We start from the raw sequence: 15,723 nt of genomic DNA on the forward strand, positions 1-15,723 counted from the left end.
AACGTCCTGTGGGCCATGCTGCGCGACGGCGCCCTCTACCAGTCCGTTCCCCCTACCGCGGCAGCCTGAGCCACTCACGGTGCCTCATCCCCATGACTTGACAACTTCATTGGGAATCCCCCTCGCGGACGGGCTCGTCGCCCAGTGGCATCCGGAACTTCTCGAAGTCGGAGTTGAAGCGGTCGAGCAGGCTCGCCAGCCGCCGGATCTCGCCCGGTGGCCAGGTGGCCAGCAGGCGCAGCAGGTACGCGTTCCAGGTGCCGCGGTGCTCGTCGAACACCTTCTGCCCCTCGGCGGTGGCCGCCAGCAGGCAGGCGCGCCCGTCCTTCGGGTCCGGCCGGCGCTCCACGAGGCCCTGCTGCACCAGGGCGCCGACCTGCCGGCTCACCGTGGACGGGTCGGAGTGCACCGCCTCGGCGAGGTCGGTGGTGCGCTGCGGCCCCTCCCGGACCAGGTGGGCGAGCAGCACGTGCGCGGCGCGCTCGATGCCATCGGTCCGCCGCGCGGCCAGCTGGGCGGCGGCACGCCCCACCAGGCGCATCAGCCGGGAAAGCTGGCAGCCCAGCTCGTCGGCGACCTCGGCGGGCACGGCCGCCTGTCCCGGTGCGGCCGCCGGGTCCGGCTCGGCGGCCGGTACGACGCGGGCAGCGGCGGCTTCGGCCGGATCGGCGCTCGGTTCGAGGTCGCGAGCCAGGGTGCGGGTGGCGGGTGGCGACGACGGCGGTGCGGTGCGACCGGCCACGGTCAACCACCCCCTCCTAACGTTGTGTGGCCCATGCAAGTAGTTGTTGAAGTCAACAATGCACCCAACGGTGGCAGGAACGCAAGTCGGTTTCGCGCACGGCCGATCCACCCGGGCGAATGACCGGCGTGCGCCGCGGCCAAACACAGGTGGCCCCTCCGCCCGAGGCGGAGGGGCCACCGTGGCGGCGGTGCGCTGCTACCCGCGGAGCAGTGCCGCCGTCAGCGCGTCGGCGTTCGGCGAACCCCACCCGCTGGCCAGGTCGTAGCCGGGGGTCGCCGGGTAGTGCCGGTTGTTGCCGGTGAGCACGTCGTGGAAGGCCGCGCCCCGGTCGCCGGAGCCGCCCACCCGGTACAGCGCGGGGTTGGCCGAACCCAGCCGGGGCCTGCCAGCCGACGCCGCCTTCTGGTCGTACAGCGCGAGGTACGCCGCCCACAGCGGGGTGGCCGCGCTGGTCCCGCCGACGGTGCCCCAGCGGCCCTGGCTGTAGACCGAGTACTCGCCGCCGGCCGCGGCCGCGGACACGTCCGGGGTCTGCCGCTTGTTCGTGGCGTGCACACCCGACCCGGTCTGCCACGCCGGCCTGGCGAAGGCGCTGGAGTAGCCGCCACCGCCGGCCCAGCCGCCGCCCTCGTTCCACACGGTCTCCGTGCCGTAGGAGCTGTTCGGTCCGAGGGTCAGCGTGGTGCCGCCGACGCTGGTCACGTACGGGTCGGAGGCGGGGAAGTCGACGGCGAGCTTCTTGGCGTTGTTGGTGCCGTCCCGCTCGCAGTCGTACGCGCCGGAGTCACCGGCCGCGGACAGCACGGTCATGCCCTGCGCGGCGGCCTGCTTGGCCACCTGGTCCACGGCGCGGATGTTGGCCTGGGTGCGGTCCAGCTCGCACAGACCCCAGCTGGAGGACACCACGGGCACGTTGTCGGCCACCATCGCGTTCCACATGTCGATCTCGCCGGCGTCGCTGTTCGGCGCCTCGTAGACCACCGTGGTCGCCTTGGGCGCGATCGCGTGCGCCACCTCGATGTCCAGCTCCACCTCGACCTGGGCGTCGCCCAGGGTGGTGCTGCCGCCGTCCACCGGCCGCACCTGCGGGGCCGGCGAGCCGGTGCGGTAGAACTGGTCGTACGCGGTGATGTTCTTCTGCTCGAAGGCGGCGAACTCCATCAGCCCGATCTTCTGCCCGCTGCCGTCGACCCCGGACTTCAACAGCCGGTCGACGGTGTAGGCGCCGCGCAACTCGGTCGGGGTGTAGCCGCCGGCGGGGCCACTGCCCACCCGCGGCGCGTTGGGCCGCACGTGCGAGTGGTGCCTCGGGTAGTGGTCGTTCAGTCCGGCCACGCCGGCGACCAGCCCGGCCACGTCGCCGGGCAGGCTCACCGCGGTGTCGTTCGCGGTGAAGTCGCGGTTCGCCGCGCGGTCGTGCCAGCGGGACAGGGTCGTCCCGAAGGCCGCCTCGATCTGCGCCACCGTTCCGGTGGCGTCGACCACCTGCCGGTTGGCGCTGGTCGACGCGGTCAGGCCGTGCGCGCGCAGGTAGCCGGCCACCACGTCGGCCTGCTGCGCGGTCGGCGCGAACCGGTCCCGGAACTCCTCGGGGGTGAGGTAGTGGCCGTAGTCGGCGGAGGCGGGGTCGGTGATCCGACCCAGCAGAGCGTCCAGTTCGCTCTGATTGCGCAGCTTCAGGCTGACCGCCACGGACATCGGCCTGACGGTGCTTTCCGGGCCGGTGCGGGTGGCCAGGTCCAGGCCGGGCGCGACGCTGGCGGCCAGCGGCACCAGGGGTGCCTGGGGCTGGGCGCCCGCCGCGACTCCGCCGGCGATCAGCAGGGGAATCGCCGCCACCGTGGTCACGGAGGCGCGCAGGGACAGCTTCACCGTTTTCCTCCCTCAACGGAAAAAGCCGAAACAGGGCAGCACGAAATGGCGTGCCGTCGCCCGAGCAGGGGTGGACGGGCGACGGCGCCGCTCCTCGTTTCGACCACGGCCGGACGGGGTTGATTCGGGGTGTCATTCCGGCCGGCCAGACCGTAGCAGTACCGATGAGTTCAGCGAAACGGCGAGATTTTCACCGCCAAGAAACCGAGAATCGCGCCTGCAAGAACCCGGAAGCCGCGTTTCACATCGTTTCATTCGACGACACGGAAGCATCACAGACCCGCACCGGAACGGTGCCACAGCGTCGGCTGAACGCGCTGGTCAGCGGCATATCAGCGTGCCAACGACGAGCGCCTGGTTTTCACACTTTTCCACCACGGCCGGAGGTGAGGCTTGCCGGCGGCACCGGCCGCCCGCACAATGCGCCGGGCGAGACGTCGCACCGCCACCGGGCGCCGCTCGGCAAGATGCCGTTCCGCCCAGCGCGGTACGCTGTTCGGGCGCGGCGGGACCCGTAACAAAAAAGCAAGGAAAGACCCTACTTTGGTCGGGAAGCGGTCGCGGGCCGAACAAGCGGACAATCCGGTCGAACCGCGTACTGGTCCCCAAACCGGGCGAGCGGCGGTCTCGGCACCGCCGACAAACCGGGACGGACCGGACGTACCACCCGATCCGGCCTGGCCTGCCGGCGCGGTGACCGCGGTCACCCCCGCGCCGGCGGACCCCGCGCGCCTCCAGGCCAGACTATTGCCGGGCCGGTGACCTGGGCCTATCCTCTCCGCAACCCACGTCGAGCCACCCACCGGTACGCACAGGCCCCGTCGCGGCCGGGTCGCCCGCAGGGGCGATGCGGTGCCGTGAAAACGTGTGCGGTGCGGCGACTCGGCGCGGGACGAGGAGGGTAGCCCCGTGACACAAGTCCCCCACGCCGCAGCACGCCTGGAAGTGGTCCCCGCGCTCGCCCCGACCGCGGAGCCGAAAGACCTCGCCGACGCGCTTCGCCGCGGCCCGTTCCACCTCGCCCTCCAAGCCGCCATCCGGGCCAGCGGGCTGAGCCTGGAGTCGGTGCAGCGGCGGCTGCGCTCCCAGGGTCACCAGATCAGCATGGCCAGCCTCAGCTACTGGCAGCGCGGCCGCAGCCGCCCGGAGCGGCCCAGTTCGCTGGCGGCCGTCCGCACCCTGGAGCGCATCCTGGAACTGCCGCCGGGGTCGCTGATCACGCTGCTCGGCCCGGCGCGGCCGCGCGGCCGGTGGGTCAACCACGTGCCCGGCTCGGTGCCCTTCGCCGCGCTCGGGCACTCCGAGCGGACCCTGCGGATGGTCTCCTCGCGCATCGACCCGGACGTCAACCAGCGGCTGGAAACCATCAGTCACCACGAGGACCTGCACGTCGACGCCGAGGGCCGCGGCTACCGGCAGCGCATCCGCCGGGTGCTGCGCGCTCGCTCGGACGGCACCGACCGGATGATCGTGGTGATCGTCGCGGACGATCCCGGCAACCCGCGGCCGTCGTTCCAGCCGCTGCTCAACTGCCGGGTCGGCCGGGTGGTGCACGACGACGAGGAGGACGTCACCGCCGCCGAGATGATCTTCCACCGGCCGCTGCGGGCCGGCGAGACCTACCTGGCCGAGTACGAGGTCATCGCTAGGGACCTGACCACCCGGGCAAGCCGGCTGGAAGTGGGCTTCCGGCAGCCGACCCGGGAGTGCGTGCTGCAGGCGGTGTTCCACCCCTCGGCGATCCCCATCCGCTGCTACCCGGTGTGGCAGCCGCAGACCCGGCAGCCGTCCCCGCTGGAGCCGGAACTGCACATCGAGGCCAGCGGCAGCGTGCACGTCGCGATCACCGACCTGCCCGCCGGCCGTTACGGCCTGTGCTGGGAATGGGAGTAACCAGCCTCCCGACGTGGTCCGCGGGCCCGCCGCCCGAGCGCCCGTTCAGGAGAGCGAGCCCAGCGCGGACCAGTCCAGGACCTCGGCGGCGAGGTCGCGGATGGTGGCCAGCAGGCCCAGCCGGGTGCGGCGGACCGCCGGGTCGTCGGCCATCACCAGCACGTCGGTGAAGAACGCGTCGATCGGGTCGGCCAGCGCGCCGGCCGCCGAGGCGAACTCGCGCAGGCCCACCGCCCGGCCGTCCAGCCGCTGCCGCACCCGGTCCACCGCCCGGTGCAGCGCGACCTCGGCCGGGTCGGTGAGCGCGGCCGGGTCGTAGCCGGCCGCGGTGCCCGCGGGGACGATCCGCCGCACCCGCTGCAGCGCGGTGGCCAGCCGGACGAACCCCGGGTCGCCGGCCAGCTCGGACAGTTCGCGCAGCACGCCGTCGGCGGCGGCCGGCGCGTCGGCCAGCGGCAGCACCGCGGCGACGTGCCGGTGGTCGTACCCGGTGTCCAGCACCAGTTGCTCGTAGCGGCGCCGGACGAACTCCGCGGCCTCGGCCACCGCACCGGCCGGCACCTCGATCCCCTGCTTGGCCAACGCCTCCGCGGCGGCGCGCAGCCCCAGCGACACGGTGACCGGCCGCAGCGAAGGCATGGTGCGCAGCACGGAGACCAGGCCGAGCGCGGCGCGACGCAGGCCGAACGGGTCCGAGCTGCCCGTCGGGCTGGCGCCCACCGCGAACAGGCCGACCAGCAGGTCGAACCGGTCGGCCAGGGACAGCAGCGCGCCAGGAACTCCGGTGGGCAGCGCGTCGCCGGCCTGCCGGGGCAGCTCCATCTCGAACAGCGCGGTGGCGACGGCCTCGTCCTCCCCGGCCCGGCGGGCGTACTCCCGGGCCATCACCCCGGCCAGGCTGGACAGCTCGATCACCATCTGCGAGGCCAGGTCGAACTTGGCCAGCGCGCCGGCCCTGGCCAGCGCGGCCCGCTGGGCACCGGTCAGGTCGACGCGATCGGCGAGCGCCTCGGCCAGCCGGGCGATCCGGTCCGCCCGGTCGGCCATCGAACCGAGCCCCTCCGCGAAGGTCAGCCGCGCGAGCCCCGCCTTCATCGCCTCGGGCGGGGTGCGCAGATCGGCCCGCCAGAAGAACGCCGCGTCCTCGTACCGGGCCCGCAGCACCGCCTCGTTGCCGGCGCGCACCACGTTCTCGTCGCAGGCACCGTTGGCGACCGCGACGAAGTGTGGCAGCAGCTGGCCGTCGGAGTCCCGCACCGGCAGGTACCGCTGGTGCTTGCGCATCACCGTGGTCAGCACCTCGGCGGGCACCTGCAGGTAGCCGGGGTCGAACGAGCCGAGGATCGGCGTCGGCGACTCCACCAGGTTGGTGATCTCGTCCAGCAGCGCGGCCTCGCCCTCGGCGTCCACGGACCCGCCGACGCCGGCGGCCAGCTCCGCCGCCCCGGCGACGATCCGCTCCCGCCGCGCCGCGCCGTCCAGCACAATCCCGTGCCGCTCCAGCAACTCCGGGTACCCATCCGCGGACTGAACCTCCACAGTGGATGGATCGGCGGTGCGGTGCACCCTGGTCCGCCTGCCGCTGTCCAAACCGGACACCGCGACCGGCACGGCGGTCTCCCCCAGCAGCGCGACCAGCCAGCGGATCGGCCGGCTGAACGACAGCTTCGGGTCGCGCCAGCGCATGTTCTTCTCCGCGCGCAGCTCGGCGACCACCTGGCCGAGCAGTCCGGAAAGGACACTCACCGCGCCCCGCCCCGGCTCCGTCCGGACCGCGGCGACGTGATCGTCCTCCCGGCGCAGCTCGGCCACGTCCACGCGCTGCGCACGGGCGAACCCCTGAGCCGCCGCCGTGGGTCGGCCGTCGGCGTCGAACGCGGTGGCCGCCTTCGGCCCGCGCACGGTGCGCTCCGCGTCCGGCTCGCGCGGCTGCACGCCGTCGACCAGCGCGACGATCCGCCGCGGCGTGCCGTAGCTGCGCACCTCGCCGTGGCCGAGCCGGGTCGCGGCCAGCCTGCTGGTGAGCGCCTCCCGGACGGCCTGCGCGGTCCTGGTCACCTCGGCCGGCGGCAACTCCTCGGTGCCGATCTCGAACAGCAGCGTGGCCGGCGCCGCCACCTCCGGCAGCGTCGCCGGCAGCACGGCGGCGGGCGGCGGCTCCACCACGCCGAGCGGGTGCCCCAACTCGGCGCGGCGCTCCCGCCACAACTCGGCGACCTCGCGAGCCAGCCCGCGCATCCGCGCGAACGCCCTGGCCCGCTCGGTGGTGCTGATCGCGCCGCGGGCGTCCAGCACGTTGAAGGTGTGCGAGCACTTCAGGACGTAGGTGTGCGCGGGAACGGGCAGCCGCGCGTCCAGCGTCCGCCGGGCCTCGGCCGCGTAGTCCTCGAACAGCCGGCGCTGGGTGGCCACGTCCGCCTCGTCCAGGTAGTACCGACTCATCTCGTACTCGGCCTGGCCGAACGCCTCGCCGTAGCTGATCCCTGGCGCGTACTCGATGTCCCGGAAGTGGCCGACGCCCTGCAGCGCCATCATGATCCGTTCGACGCCGTAGGTGATCTCCACCGACACCGGGTCCAGCGTCAGCCCGCCGGCCTGCTGGAAGTAGGTGAACTGGGTGATCTCCAGGCCGTCCAGCCAGACCTCCCAACCCAGCCCCCACGCGCCCAGCGCCGGTGAGGCCCAGTTGTCCTCGACGAACCGGAGGTCGTGCGCGTGCACGTCGATGCCCAGCGCCGCCAGGCTGCTGAGGTACAGCTCCTGCGGATCACCCGGGTCCGGCTTGAGGATCACCTGGAACTGGGTGTGCGTCTGCATCCGGTTCGGGTTCTCGCCGTAGCGGGCGTCGTCCGGCCGCACGCTCGGCTCGACGTAGGCCACCCGCCACGGCTCCGGCCCGAGCACCCGCAGCACCGTCGCCGGGTTGAGCGTGCCGGCGCCGACCTCGGTGTTCATCGGCTGCACCGTGACGCAGCCGCGCTCGGTCCAGTAGCGGCTGAGCGCCAGCAACGCGTCCTGCATGCTCAACACGGCCAAGCCTTTCGGTGACGGGGATCACGGTGATCCGGCGCGGCCGCGGCCGTTCGGACCAACGCCGAACCCACAGGACGGAGTGTAGGTTTGCTGAACCGCCGGACCGAGCCGGCACGTCGGTGTGACACGCGCCAACAACAGCAAGATCTGAGCAGGTCACCTGGCATCGTGGGGCGGCGTCGGTCCGCCCGATGGTGGGCAGTGTGACCGCTGATGTGCCGTAATGGCCATCTCCTCGTCATTCCTGTGTCAGGCTACGAGCAACCTTCGTGGCGGGGAGCACGTCCCCGAAGAGGAGACCAGCAGCTCACGCGGGAGGAGTAAGGGTGGACAACCGGCCGCCGAGGCCCGGGGGGCCAACCGGTTCCTCGGGTCGCCCAGGTTCCCAGCGAGGCTCGTCCCCTCGTTCCCAGGGTGCCAGAGGCTCTTCCGCTTCGCCCGGCGACAACCGGCGCTCGACCGGCCGGCCGGACGCCGCCCGCGGCGCCCGACGCGACGGCGGGCGCACCACCGCGACCCGCGCGATGCGCTCCGAGGCCGGTCCCGGCCGCCGGTCCTACACCGACGACCCCACCGAGGTGATCAACGGCTCGGCGGCGCGGTCCGCCGCCCGCGCCGGCCGCACCGTGGTGGCCATGGTCTCGGTGCTGGTGCTGGGCCTGACCGGCTACGCGTGGGCCACCTACAACAACCTCGCCCACGGGCTGACCACGTCGGACGTCATCGACAGCGGGGCGGGCGGCGACAAGCCGGCGGACGGCGCCACGGACATCCTGCTGGTCGGCATGGACAGCCGCACCGACGCGCAGGGCCACCAGTTGCCCAGGGAACTGCTCGACCCGCTCAACGCCGGGGACGACACCGGCGAGGCCAACACCGACACCCTGATCCTGGTGCACATCCCCAACAACGGCGGCAAGGCGGTCGCCATCTCGCTGCCCCGCGACTCGTACGTGGACATCCCCGGGTACGGCAAGCACAAGATCAACTCGGCTTTCGCCCGCGCCAAGGTCGACGCCATGAACAGGCTCCAGTCGACCGTGAAGGACCAGGCCCAGCTCGAGGTGCAGTCCAACCAGGAGGGCGACAAGGAGCTGATCAAGACCATCCAGGGGCTCACCGGGATCACGGTGGACCACTTCGCCGCGGTCAACCTGTTCGGCTTCAGCGAGATCACCAAGGCGGTCGGCGGCGTGGACGTCTGCCTGCTCCGCTCCGTGCACGACGACTTCTCCGGGGCCAACTTCAAGGCCGGCCAGCAGACCATCTCCGGGCCGGACGCGCTGAAGTTCGTCCGGCAGCGGCACGGCCTGCCCAACGGTGACCTGGACCGGATCAAGCGGCAGCAGGTCTTCATGGCCAGCATGGCGCACAAGATCCTCTCCACCGGCACGCTGACCAATCCGACGTCGCTGTCCAACCTGATCACCGCGGTGAAGAAGTCGGTGGTGCTCGACCAGGGCTGGGACATCCTCGGATTCGCCAAGCAGATGCAGGGCCTGACGGCCGGGAACATCAACTTCATGACCGTGCCGATCACCACGATCAGCCTGAAGACCCCGTACGACGGCGACGCGGTCGGCGTCGACCCGCAGAAGGTCAGGGCGTTCGTGCAGGCGCTGACCAACGGCCAGGACCCGTCCCAGGCGCAGGCCGCCGCCACCGAACCGGACAAGCAGGCGGACACCGCCACCACCAGCGCCACCGTGGACGTGCACAACGCCACCGGGATCACCGGGCTGGCCAACAAGGTGCTGGACGTGCTGGAGCAGAAGGGCTTCACCCGCGGCGACATCGGCAATGCGGCCACCCGCAGCAGGTCGCTGATCCGCTACCCGAAGGGCGGCCAGGAGGCCGCGCAGCAGGTCGCCCAGGCACTCGGCGGCGGCATCAGCATGGAACTGGACACCAGCGTGGAGTCCGGGCACGTGGACCTGTACCTGGGCAAGGACTACTCCGGCCCGGGCGCGCAGCGGATGGGCGCGCCGGCGGCGCTCCAACTCGACGGCGGAACCCAGCCCCGGCAGCAGCCCGCCCCGGCACAGCCCTCCCCCGGCAACGACCAGCCGATCACCGCCGACGGCACCACCTGCGTGAACTGACCAGGCACATGGCAGGCCTGCGGTCGCGGAGGCTGCTGCTCGCCGCGGCCGTCCTGGCCTGCCTCCCCGCGATCCCGCTGGCCTGGGCCTACCGGGCCAGCGCCGGCTACCGCGGCACGGTCGCCGGCGTGCCGCCCGCGCCGTTCGCCCTCGTGCTGGGGGCCGCGCTGGACCGGCACGGCCGGCCGTCACCGGTGCTCGCCGGCCGGCTGGACGTGGCGGTGCGGCTGTACGCGGCGGGCAAGGTGCGCGCCCTGCTGGTCAGCGGCCGGCGCGGCGCGGGCTACGACGAGCCGGCGGCGATGCGGACCTACCTGGTCGCGCACGGCCTGCCGGCGTCGGCGGTGCACACCGACGGCGGCGGGCTGACCACCTGGGACTCCTGCGTACGCGCCAGCACGCTGTTCGGGGTGGATCGAGCCGTCGTGGTCACCCAGACCTTCCACCTACCCAGGGCGGTCGCGCTGTGCCGGCGGGCCGGCATCGACGCCTACGGCGTGGGCCACGACTCGCTGGCCGACCTTCCGCTGGTTACCGTGTACGGCTACGCGCGCGAGGTGGTGGCCGACGGCAAGGCGATGTGGAGCACGCTGACATACCGGCCGGGCTCAGCCACCGGCCCGGGCTCGTGGTGAGGCCGGCTCAGGAACGGGAGGCGTCGTCCCGCTCGGTGGCCTTCTTGGTGGCGTCCTCGCTGTGCGACTCGCCGTCCGACGCCTTGATCTCGCTGCGGAAGATCCGCAGCGACCGGCCGACGCCGCGCGCGGCGTCCGGCAGCCGCCTCGCCCCGAACAGCAGGACGAAGATCGCCAGGACGATCAACAGGTGTGTGGGGCTCAGTCCGTTCAGCATCGCCATCACCCTAGCCCAGTTCGCGGCGAAACGGACGGTTCCTCCGTCCGGCTCCGCCGCACCGACCGTGCCAGCCACAGGCCGGCCACCAGGCCGGTCAACGCGGCGCTGGCATGTCCGAAGGTACCGAAATCCGGCAGCGCGCCGTACCAGGCGGTCTCGGTGAATCCGTACAGCAGGCCGAACGCCGCCCAGGGCACGGCCAGCCGGCGCGGCAGGAACGGGCTGACCGCGGTGAGCGCCGCGATCGCGCCGTAGCTCACCCCGTAGTCCAGCGTGCCGCGCACCTCGTCCGGGTAGCCGCCGGCGCGCAACGCCAGCACGATCACCGCGAGGCTCGCCAGCGTGCCGAGCACATGCCCGGCGGCGAACACACCGAACGCGCGGCCCACCCCGAACCGGCGCTCCAGCCACGCCAGGCAGCCGACGATCCCGGGCACCGTGACCACCTGCAGCCCGCCGGCCGGCACCAGCGCGCTCGCCGCCAGGCTGAACACCGGGTGTCTGGTCATGTTGTCCAGGTTGGTGCTGATCGCGTGCAGCACCGCCGAGGCGTGCGCCGGGCTCAGTTCGCCCACCAACCACCTCGCGAGCAACACCAGAAGCAGGTAGCCCGCGGTGACCGGATTGCGGGCCGGGTAGTCGGCCACGGCGCCCGTAGCCCGGTGCAGCAGCCAGCGAAGCCTCGGTAGCCACACACCGCAGGATTCTGACAGGTGAGCTGGCGAACGCTACTCTGTTCGGGGGAACGTTGGAGAAAGTCGCGTCATCAACCTTCTGCTGCGCCCTTGTTCTGGGTAGGTGCCCGCGACGGCTGACCGCCACCACCGTTCGGGCGCCGCCCACGCCAAACGCGGACCCACTGGGCCCCAGCTCACGGGTGGAGGCAGCACCGTGCACATGAACCCGGCGACCTACCAACGCGTTCTCGGAGACGAGCTTCGCCGTCTTCGCAAGCAGCGTGGTTGGACGCGCAAAGACCTGAAGCGACGGCTGCAGAGCGACATCTCGCTGCAGACGCTCGCCACGTACGAGTTGGGGACCCGGCAGTGCTCGGTCGTCCGGCTGGCCGAGATCTGCATGGCGCTCGACGTCGCCCCGCACGAGGTGCTCGCCCGGGTGCACGAGCGGGTGTTCACCGACGTGCCGGACGGCCGCATCCGGCTCGACCTGTCCCTGGTCGTCCAGGACAACCAACCCGAGCTGCTCCCGCTGCGCCGCTGGGCGCACGATCGGCTCAACCAGCTTCCGTTCGGCCGCGCGCCCGAGGTCCAGCTCGACTTCGCGGCGCTGGAGTACATGGCGCAACTCTGCGGGCTGGAGACCGTCGAGCTGGTCGGCAGGCTGCGCAGCCTGACCAGACCCGCGCGCACCGCCTGACCGGCACCGCTGGAAAGACCCGAGCACGCGTGTCGCGTAGGCGCGGTCGCGACACGCGTGCTCGCTCTCCCCTTGTCGCCGACCCCTGTCGCCGACCCTCGACGCCGACTCCTACCGCCGACGCTGACCGCCGGCCTGCGGCCCGGCTACCCGACCGACTCGGCCAGTTCCCGGTCGGGCTCCGGCCGCCCGGCGGAGAGCAGTTCGAAGTCGGCGAGCCGCACCTTCCTGGTCCGCTGCCAGTACCGCCAGGTGAACCCGGGCCAGATGGTGCGATTCACCCCGTGCGCGTCCAGGTACCAGCTGTTGCAGCCGCCCTGGGTCCACACCCCCTTGGTGAGCTGCCGCTGCAGGTCGCGGTAGAAGGTGGACTGCGCCCGCGCGCGCACGTCCATCGCCGTTGCGCCGTGGGTGTCCAGCAGCCGCAGGCACTGGCCGATGTAGTGGATCTGCGACTCGATCATGAACACCACGGAGTTGTGGCCCAGCCCGGTGTTCGGCCCGAGCAGGAAGAAGAAGTTCGGGAACCCGGAGACCGCGATGCCGAGGTAGGTCTCCATGCCCTCGCTGTGCCACTGCTGCACCAGGTTCCGCCCGTCCCGGCCGACAATGTCCAGGTGGTCGTAGCCGTCGGTGACGTGGAAGCCGGTGCCGTAGATGATCGCGTCCACCTCGTGCGCCATCCCGGCGCCGTCCACCACGGCGTCCTCGGTGATCTCCGCGACCCCGTCGGTGACCAGGTGCACGTGCGGCTGGGCGAGCGTCGGGTAGTAGTCGTTGGAGATCAGCACCCGCTTGCAGCCCATGGTGTAGTTCGGGGTGAGTTTGGCCCGCAGATCGGGGTCGGGCACCTGCTTCTCCAGGTGCTTGCGGGCGATCGTCTGGGCCAGGCCCATCAGCTTCGGGTTGATCGTGAACCCGACCGCCCTGCTCTCCAGCATCCAGTAGATCGCGTTCCGGTACAGCCGCTGGGTGAGCGGCAGCAGCCGGAACATACGCTGCTCCCACGGCCGCACCGGGCGGTCCATCTTGGGCACGATCCACGGCGGGGTGCGCTGGAAGATATGCAGCTCGGCGACGTCTCTGGCGATCTCCGGGACGAACTGGATGGCGCTCGCCCCGGTGCCGATCACGGCCACCCGCCTGCCACGCAGGTCGTAGTCGTGGTCCCAGTTCGCCGAGTGGAAGGCGGTGCCGCGGAACCGCTCGGCACCGGGCAGCTTCGGCACGTTGGGCACGTGCAGCGCGCCGACGCCGGAGACCACCGCGCGGGCGGTGTAGGTGTCGCCGGCCCTGGTGCGCACCCGCCACACCCGGTTCCGCTCGTCCCAGTGCGCGCCGGTGACCTCGGCGCCGAACCGGATGTGCCGGCGCAGCCCGTACTTGTCGGTGACCCGGCGCAGGTACTCCCAGATCTCCGGCTGCCGGGCGAACATCCGCGACCAGCCCGGGTTGAGCTCGAAGGAGAAGGAGTACATGTGCGAGTGGATGTCGCAGGCGCAGCCGGGATAGGTGTTGTCCCGCCAGGTGCCGCCGACGTCCTCGGCCTTCTCCAGCAGCACGAAGTCGTTCCTGCCGGACCGCTTCAGCTCGATCGCCATGCCTAACCCGGCGAAGCCTCCGCCGATGATGAGGACGTCCGTCTCACGAGTCCTGGGCGTGCCCACGCGTACCTCCACATCGAGCCGCACCGGTCCGTACTCCACGGTAGGTTACTAGTAGTAGGTTACCGGCGGTAGGGTTTCGGTAGACTCCTTCGCGTGACGACGAGCGTGGGTCCCACCGGCACCTCGCGGCGCCAGCGGGTACCGCGCGAGGTCCGCAAGGCGCAGATGCTCGACGTGGCCGAGCAGGTGTTCGCCGAGCGGGGCTTCGCGGCGGCCTCGATGGATGACATCGCCGAGCGGGTCGGGCTGTCCAAGCCGATGCTCTACGAGTATTTCGGCTCCAAGGAGGGCCTGCTCGTCGGCTGCATCAACCGGGCGAGGACGGAGCTTCGCCAAGTGACCGAGCACGCGGTCGCCGAGGCGGACGGCGCCGAGGACGCGCTGCGCCGCGCGGTGCGCGCGTTCTTCGACTACATCGAGCATCGGCGGGTGTCCTGGTGCATGCTGCGGCACGAGTCGGCGGTGACCGTGCCGTGGGCGGTGGACGAGATCGAGGGGATCCGCCGCCAGCAGACCGAGCTTTTCGCCATGCTGACCGCGGGCTACCTGCCCGGAGCCGGGCCGATGGACCTGGAGGCGGCGGCCGAGGTGGTGGTCGGCGCCTGCGAGCGGGTCGCGCTGTGGGCGGAGCGCCGCGGCGACGTGTCCGCCGCGACGGCCACCGAGTATGTCATGCGGTTCGTCTGGTCCGGGCTGGTCAGCGTCGCCGCCCGGTAGCCGCACGGCCGCTGCCCGGCGGACGGCGGATCATCGAATGCGCCTGAAACGATCGCGTTCCGGTGCGAACGGCCTAGGATGGGCGGGCCCGGACAGCGGCTGAAGTCTGGTGGGCGGCCGGGAGCTGAGCCAGCTGGACGGGAGTGCCGGCGTGCGGGCGAAGGGGATGCGCGACGAGGAGGCGGGTCGTTGTCCACAGTCCCGTACAACGGCGGAACGCAGGCGGGAACGCGCGGAAGACCGCGCGACGCGAGCCGGGACGAGGCGCTGCGCCAAGCCACCCTGGACGTGATGGCCGAGGTCGGATACCGGGCGCTGACCATGGACGCGGTGGCGGCCAGGGCCAGGGCCGGCAAGGCGACCATCTACCGCCGCTGGGATTCCAAGCTCGATCTGGTGATCGACACCTGCAACCAGCTGGTCCGCCGGGAGATCGCGGAACCGGACACCGGATCGCTGGAGGGCGATCTCCGCGACTTCCTGCTCTCCTTCACCGCGTTCCTCACCGGGCCGGTGGGCAAGGCGGCGCAGGCGCTGGTCGGTGAGCTGCCGCACGAACCGGAGCTGGCCGCCGCGTTCCGCGACACGTTCCTGAGCAACCAGCGCGACGTGCTGCACCGGGTGCTGGACCGGGGCGCGGCGCGCGGCGAGCTGCGCGCGGACGCACCGAGGTCCATGCTCGTGGAGCTCGCCGGCGCCGCGCTGACCTACCGCCTGATGATCACGGGCGACCCGCTGGACCAAGCGTTCGTCGAGCGGCTGCTCAACCAGGTCATGCTTCCGCTGCTGCGGCCGTGACCGGCAGGCCGGTCAGCGGAACAGCCTGCGCAGCAACACCAGCACGACGAGGACACCAAGGCCGATCAGCGGGTACTTGATCCTCGGGTCGGCCAGCCTGCTCCGCAGGGCGTCCGCGCCGCTCTCCACGAACCGGCTGGGGTGGGCCCGCTCGCTGAGCTCGTCCAGGGTGCCGGCCAGCGCCTCCCTGGCCTCCTCGATCTCGCGTTGGATCATCTCGGGGTCCCTGGCCACCTGTCCTCCTCGCACGCCGTGCCGTTGGCTGGCCACACGTTAGAGGACCCCCGCCGGCCGCCGGCAGCCGGAGCCGCCGGCGGCGGGGTGATGAGCGCGGCACGGGCGGGCGACTACGCTGATCGTGCCCGGCGGCCGCCGCCGGGTCACGGGGCCGTAGCCCAACCGGCAGAGGCACACGGTTTAGGTCCGTGCCAGTGTGGGTTCGACTCCCACCGGCCCCACCAAATTAGTCATTGCACGAACACCTTCCTTGGTGGCCCTGGCTGGCGGGTTTCCGCTGGTCAGGGCCTTGTTTGTGTGTGCCGTGTCCGGGTTGGTGCGGGGTTGGGGGATGCGGTAGGCGGGGACGACGCGGTCGGGCCCTGTGATGATGACTCTGGCGATGGGGGTTTCGATCAGGGCTTTGCGGATCTTGTCGCTGCCGGCG

13 protein-coding genes and 1 tRNA gene are annotated in these 15,723 nt (G+C 71.9%); 7 read left to right on the forward strand and 7 right to left on the reverse strand.

All coding sequences use genetic code 11. The features are described from left to right. Positions 1 to 106: 106 nt before the first annotated feature. Positions 107 to 742, reverse strand: a complete 636-nt coding sequence (locus tag FFT21_RS26955; RefSeq protein WP_225978804.1) for a MarR family winged helix-turn-helix transcriptional regulator — start codon at positions 740 to 742, stop codon at positions 107 to 109. A gap of 198 nt (positions 743 to 940) precedes the next feature. After that, positions 941 to 2,617 (reverse strand): S53 family peptidase, encoded by a 1,677-nt coding sequence (locus tag FFT21_RS26960; RefSeq protein ID WP_137816734.1) that lies wholly within the window; start codon positions 2,615 to 2,617, stop codon positions 941 to 943. A gap of 909 nt (positions 2,618 to 3,526) precedes the next feature. Between FFT21_RS26960 and FFT21_RS26965 the strand changes: the two genes are divergently transcribed. Further along, on the forward strand, positions 3,527 to 4,510 hold the full coding sequence (locus FFT21_RS26965; protein WP_137816735.1) for a hypothetical protein: 984 nt from the start codon (positions 3,527 to 3,529) through the stop codon (positions 4,508 to 4,510). 45 nt (positions 4,511 to 4,555) lie between these two features. On the opposite strand, the gene FFT21_RS26970 is transcribed toward FFT21_RS26965, so the two are convergent. Beyond that, positions 4,556 to 7,531, reverse strand: coding sequence for a glycine--tRNA ligase (locus tag FFT21_RS26970; protein ID WP_137816742.1), 2,976 nt, complete (start codon positions 7,529 to 7,531; stop codon positions 4,556 to 4,558). 536 nt (positions 7,532 to 8,067) lie between these two features. On the opposite strand from FFT21_RS26970, the gene FFT21_RS26975 reads away from it, so the two are divergent. Continuing rightward, positions 8,068 to 9,645 (forward strand): LCP family protein, encoded by a 1,578-nt coding sequence (locus tag FFT21_RS26975; RefSeq protein ID WP_192909777.1) that lies wholly within the window; start codon positions 8,068 to 8,070, stop codon positions 9,643 to 9,645. Positions 9,646 to 9,653: 8 nt separating this feature from the next. Next, positions 9,654 to 10,280: a SanA/YdcF family protein gene (locus FFT21_RS26980; protein WP_137816736.1), complete on the forward strand. Its 627-nt coding sequence runs from the start codon at positions 9,654 to 9,656 to the stop codon at positions 10,278 to 10,280. Between the two features lie 7 nt (positions 10,281 to 10,287). Here FFT21_RS26980 and tatA read toward each other — a convergent pair whose 3' ends face one another. Together tatA and FFT21_RS26990 are read right to left on the reverse strand one after the other, a co-directional pair. Next, positions 10,288 to 10,497, reverse strand: coding sequence for a Sec-independent protein translocase subunit TatA (gene tatA, locus FFT21_RS26985; RefSeq protein ID WP_225978802.1), 210 nt, complete (start codon positions 10,495 to 10,497; stop codon positions 10,288 to 10,290). A gap of 5 nt (positions 10,498 to 10,502) precedes the next feature. Further along, the gene (locus FFT21_RS26990; protein WP_137816737.1) at positions 10,503 to 11,195 is read right to left on the reverse strand and encodes a rhomboid-like protein; all 693 of its coding nucleotides are present in this window, start codon (positions 11,193 to 11,195) and stop codon (positions 10,503 to 10,505) included. A gap of 202 nt (positions 11,196 to 11,397) precedes the next feature. On the opposite strand from FFT21_RS26990, the gene FFT21_RS26995 reads away from it, so the two are divergent. After that, a complete protein-coding gene (locus FFT21_RS26995; protein WP_137816738.1) occupies positions 11,398 to 11,877 on the forward strand; it encodes a helix-turn-helix domain-containing protein in 480 nt (159 codons plus the stop codon). Positions 11,878 to 12,023: 146 nt separating this feature from the next. On the opposite strand, the gene FFT21_RS27000 is transcribed toward FFT21_RS26995, so the two are convergent. Beyond that, positions 12,024 to 13,544 (reverse strand): flavin-containing monooxygenase, encoded by a 1,521-nt coding sequence (locus FFT21_RS27000; protein ID WP_137816745.1) that lies wholly within the window; start codon positions 13,542 to 13,544, stop codon positions 12,024 to 12,026. 93 nt (positions 13,545 to 13,637) lie between these two features. On the opposite strand from FFT21_RS27000, the gene FFT21_RS27005 reads away from it, so the two are divergent. Then, entirely contained in the window at positions 13,638 to 14,261 is a 624-nt protein-coding gene (locus FFT21_RS27005; RefSeq protein WP_371856871.1) for a TetR/AcrR family transcriptional regulator, read from the forward strand. 189 nt (positions 14,262 to 14,450) lie between these two features. Continuing rightward, a complete protein-coding gene (locus FFT21_RS27010; protein WP_225978803.1) occupies positions 14,451 to 15,059 on the forward strand; it encodes a TetR/AcrR family transcriptional regulator in 609 nt (202 codons plus the stop codon). Positions 15,060 to 15,071: 12 nt separating this feature from the next. Here the strand turns inward: FFT21_RS27010 and FFT21_RS27015 are convergent, their stop codons facing one another. Then, positions 15,072 to 15,293 (reverse strand): DUF3618 domain-containing protein, encoded by a 222-nt coding sequence (locus tag FFT21_RS27015; RefSeq protein WP_137816740.1) that lies wholly within the window; start codon positions 15,291 to 15,293, stop codon positions 15,072 to 15,074. 150 nt (positions 15,294 to 15,443) lie between these two features. Here FFT21_RS27015 and FFT21_RS27020 point away from each other — a divergent pair. Further along, a tRNA-Leu gene (locus FFT21_RS27020) sits at positions 15,444 to 15,520 on the forward strand. Positions 15,521 to 15,723 lie beyond the last annotated feature (203 nt).

Source organism: Gandjariella thermophila (genome assembly GCF_005405885.1).
GTDB classification, from domain to species: domain Bacteria; phylum Actinomycetota; class Actinomycetes; order Mycobacteriales; family Pseudonocardiaceae; genus Gandjariella; species Gandjariella thermophila.

What these genes read in the sequence shown, in the direction of transcription:
- FFT21_RS26975 (WP_192909777.1), top strand. Translation starts at nt 8,068, where the DNA reads ATGCGCTCCGAGGCCGGTCCCGGCCGCCGGTCCTACACCGACGACCCC.
- FFT21_RS26970 (WP_137816742.1), bottom strand. Translation starts at nt 7,531, where the DNA reads ATGCAGGACGCGTTGCTGGCGCTCAGCCGCTACTGGACCGAGCGCGGC.
- FFT21_RS26995 (WP_137816738.1), top strand. Translation starts at nt 11,398, where the DNA reads ATGAACCCGGCGACCTACCAACGCGTTCTCGGAGACGAGCTTCGCCGT.
- tatA (WP_225978802.1), bottom strand. Translation starts at nt 10,497, where the DNA reads ATGCTGAACGGACTGAGCCCCACACACCTGTTGATCGTCCTGGCGATC.
- FFT21_RS26980 (WP_137816736.1), top strand. Translation starts at nt 9,654, where the DNA reads ATGGCAGGCCTGCGGTCGCGGAGGCTGCTGCTCGCCGCGGCCGTCCTG.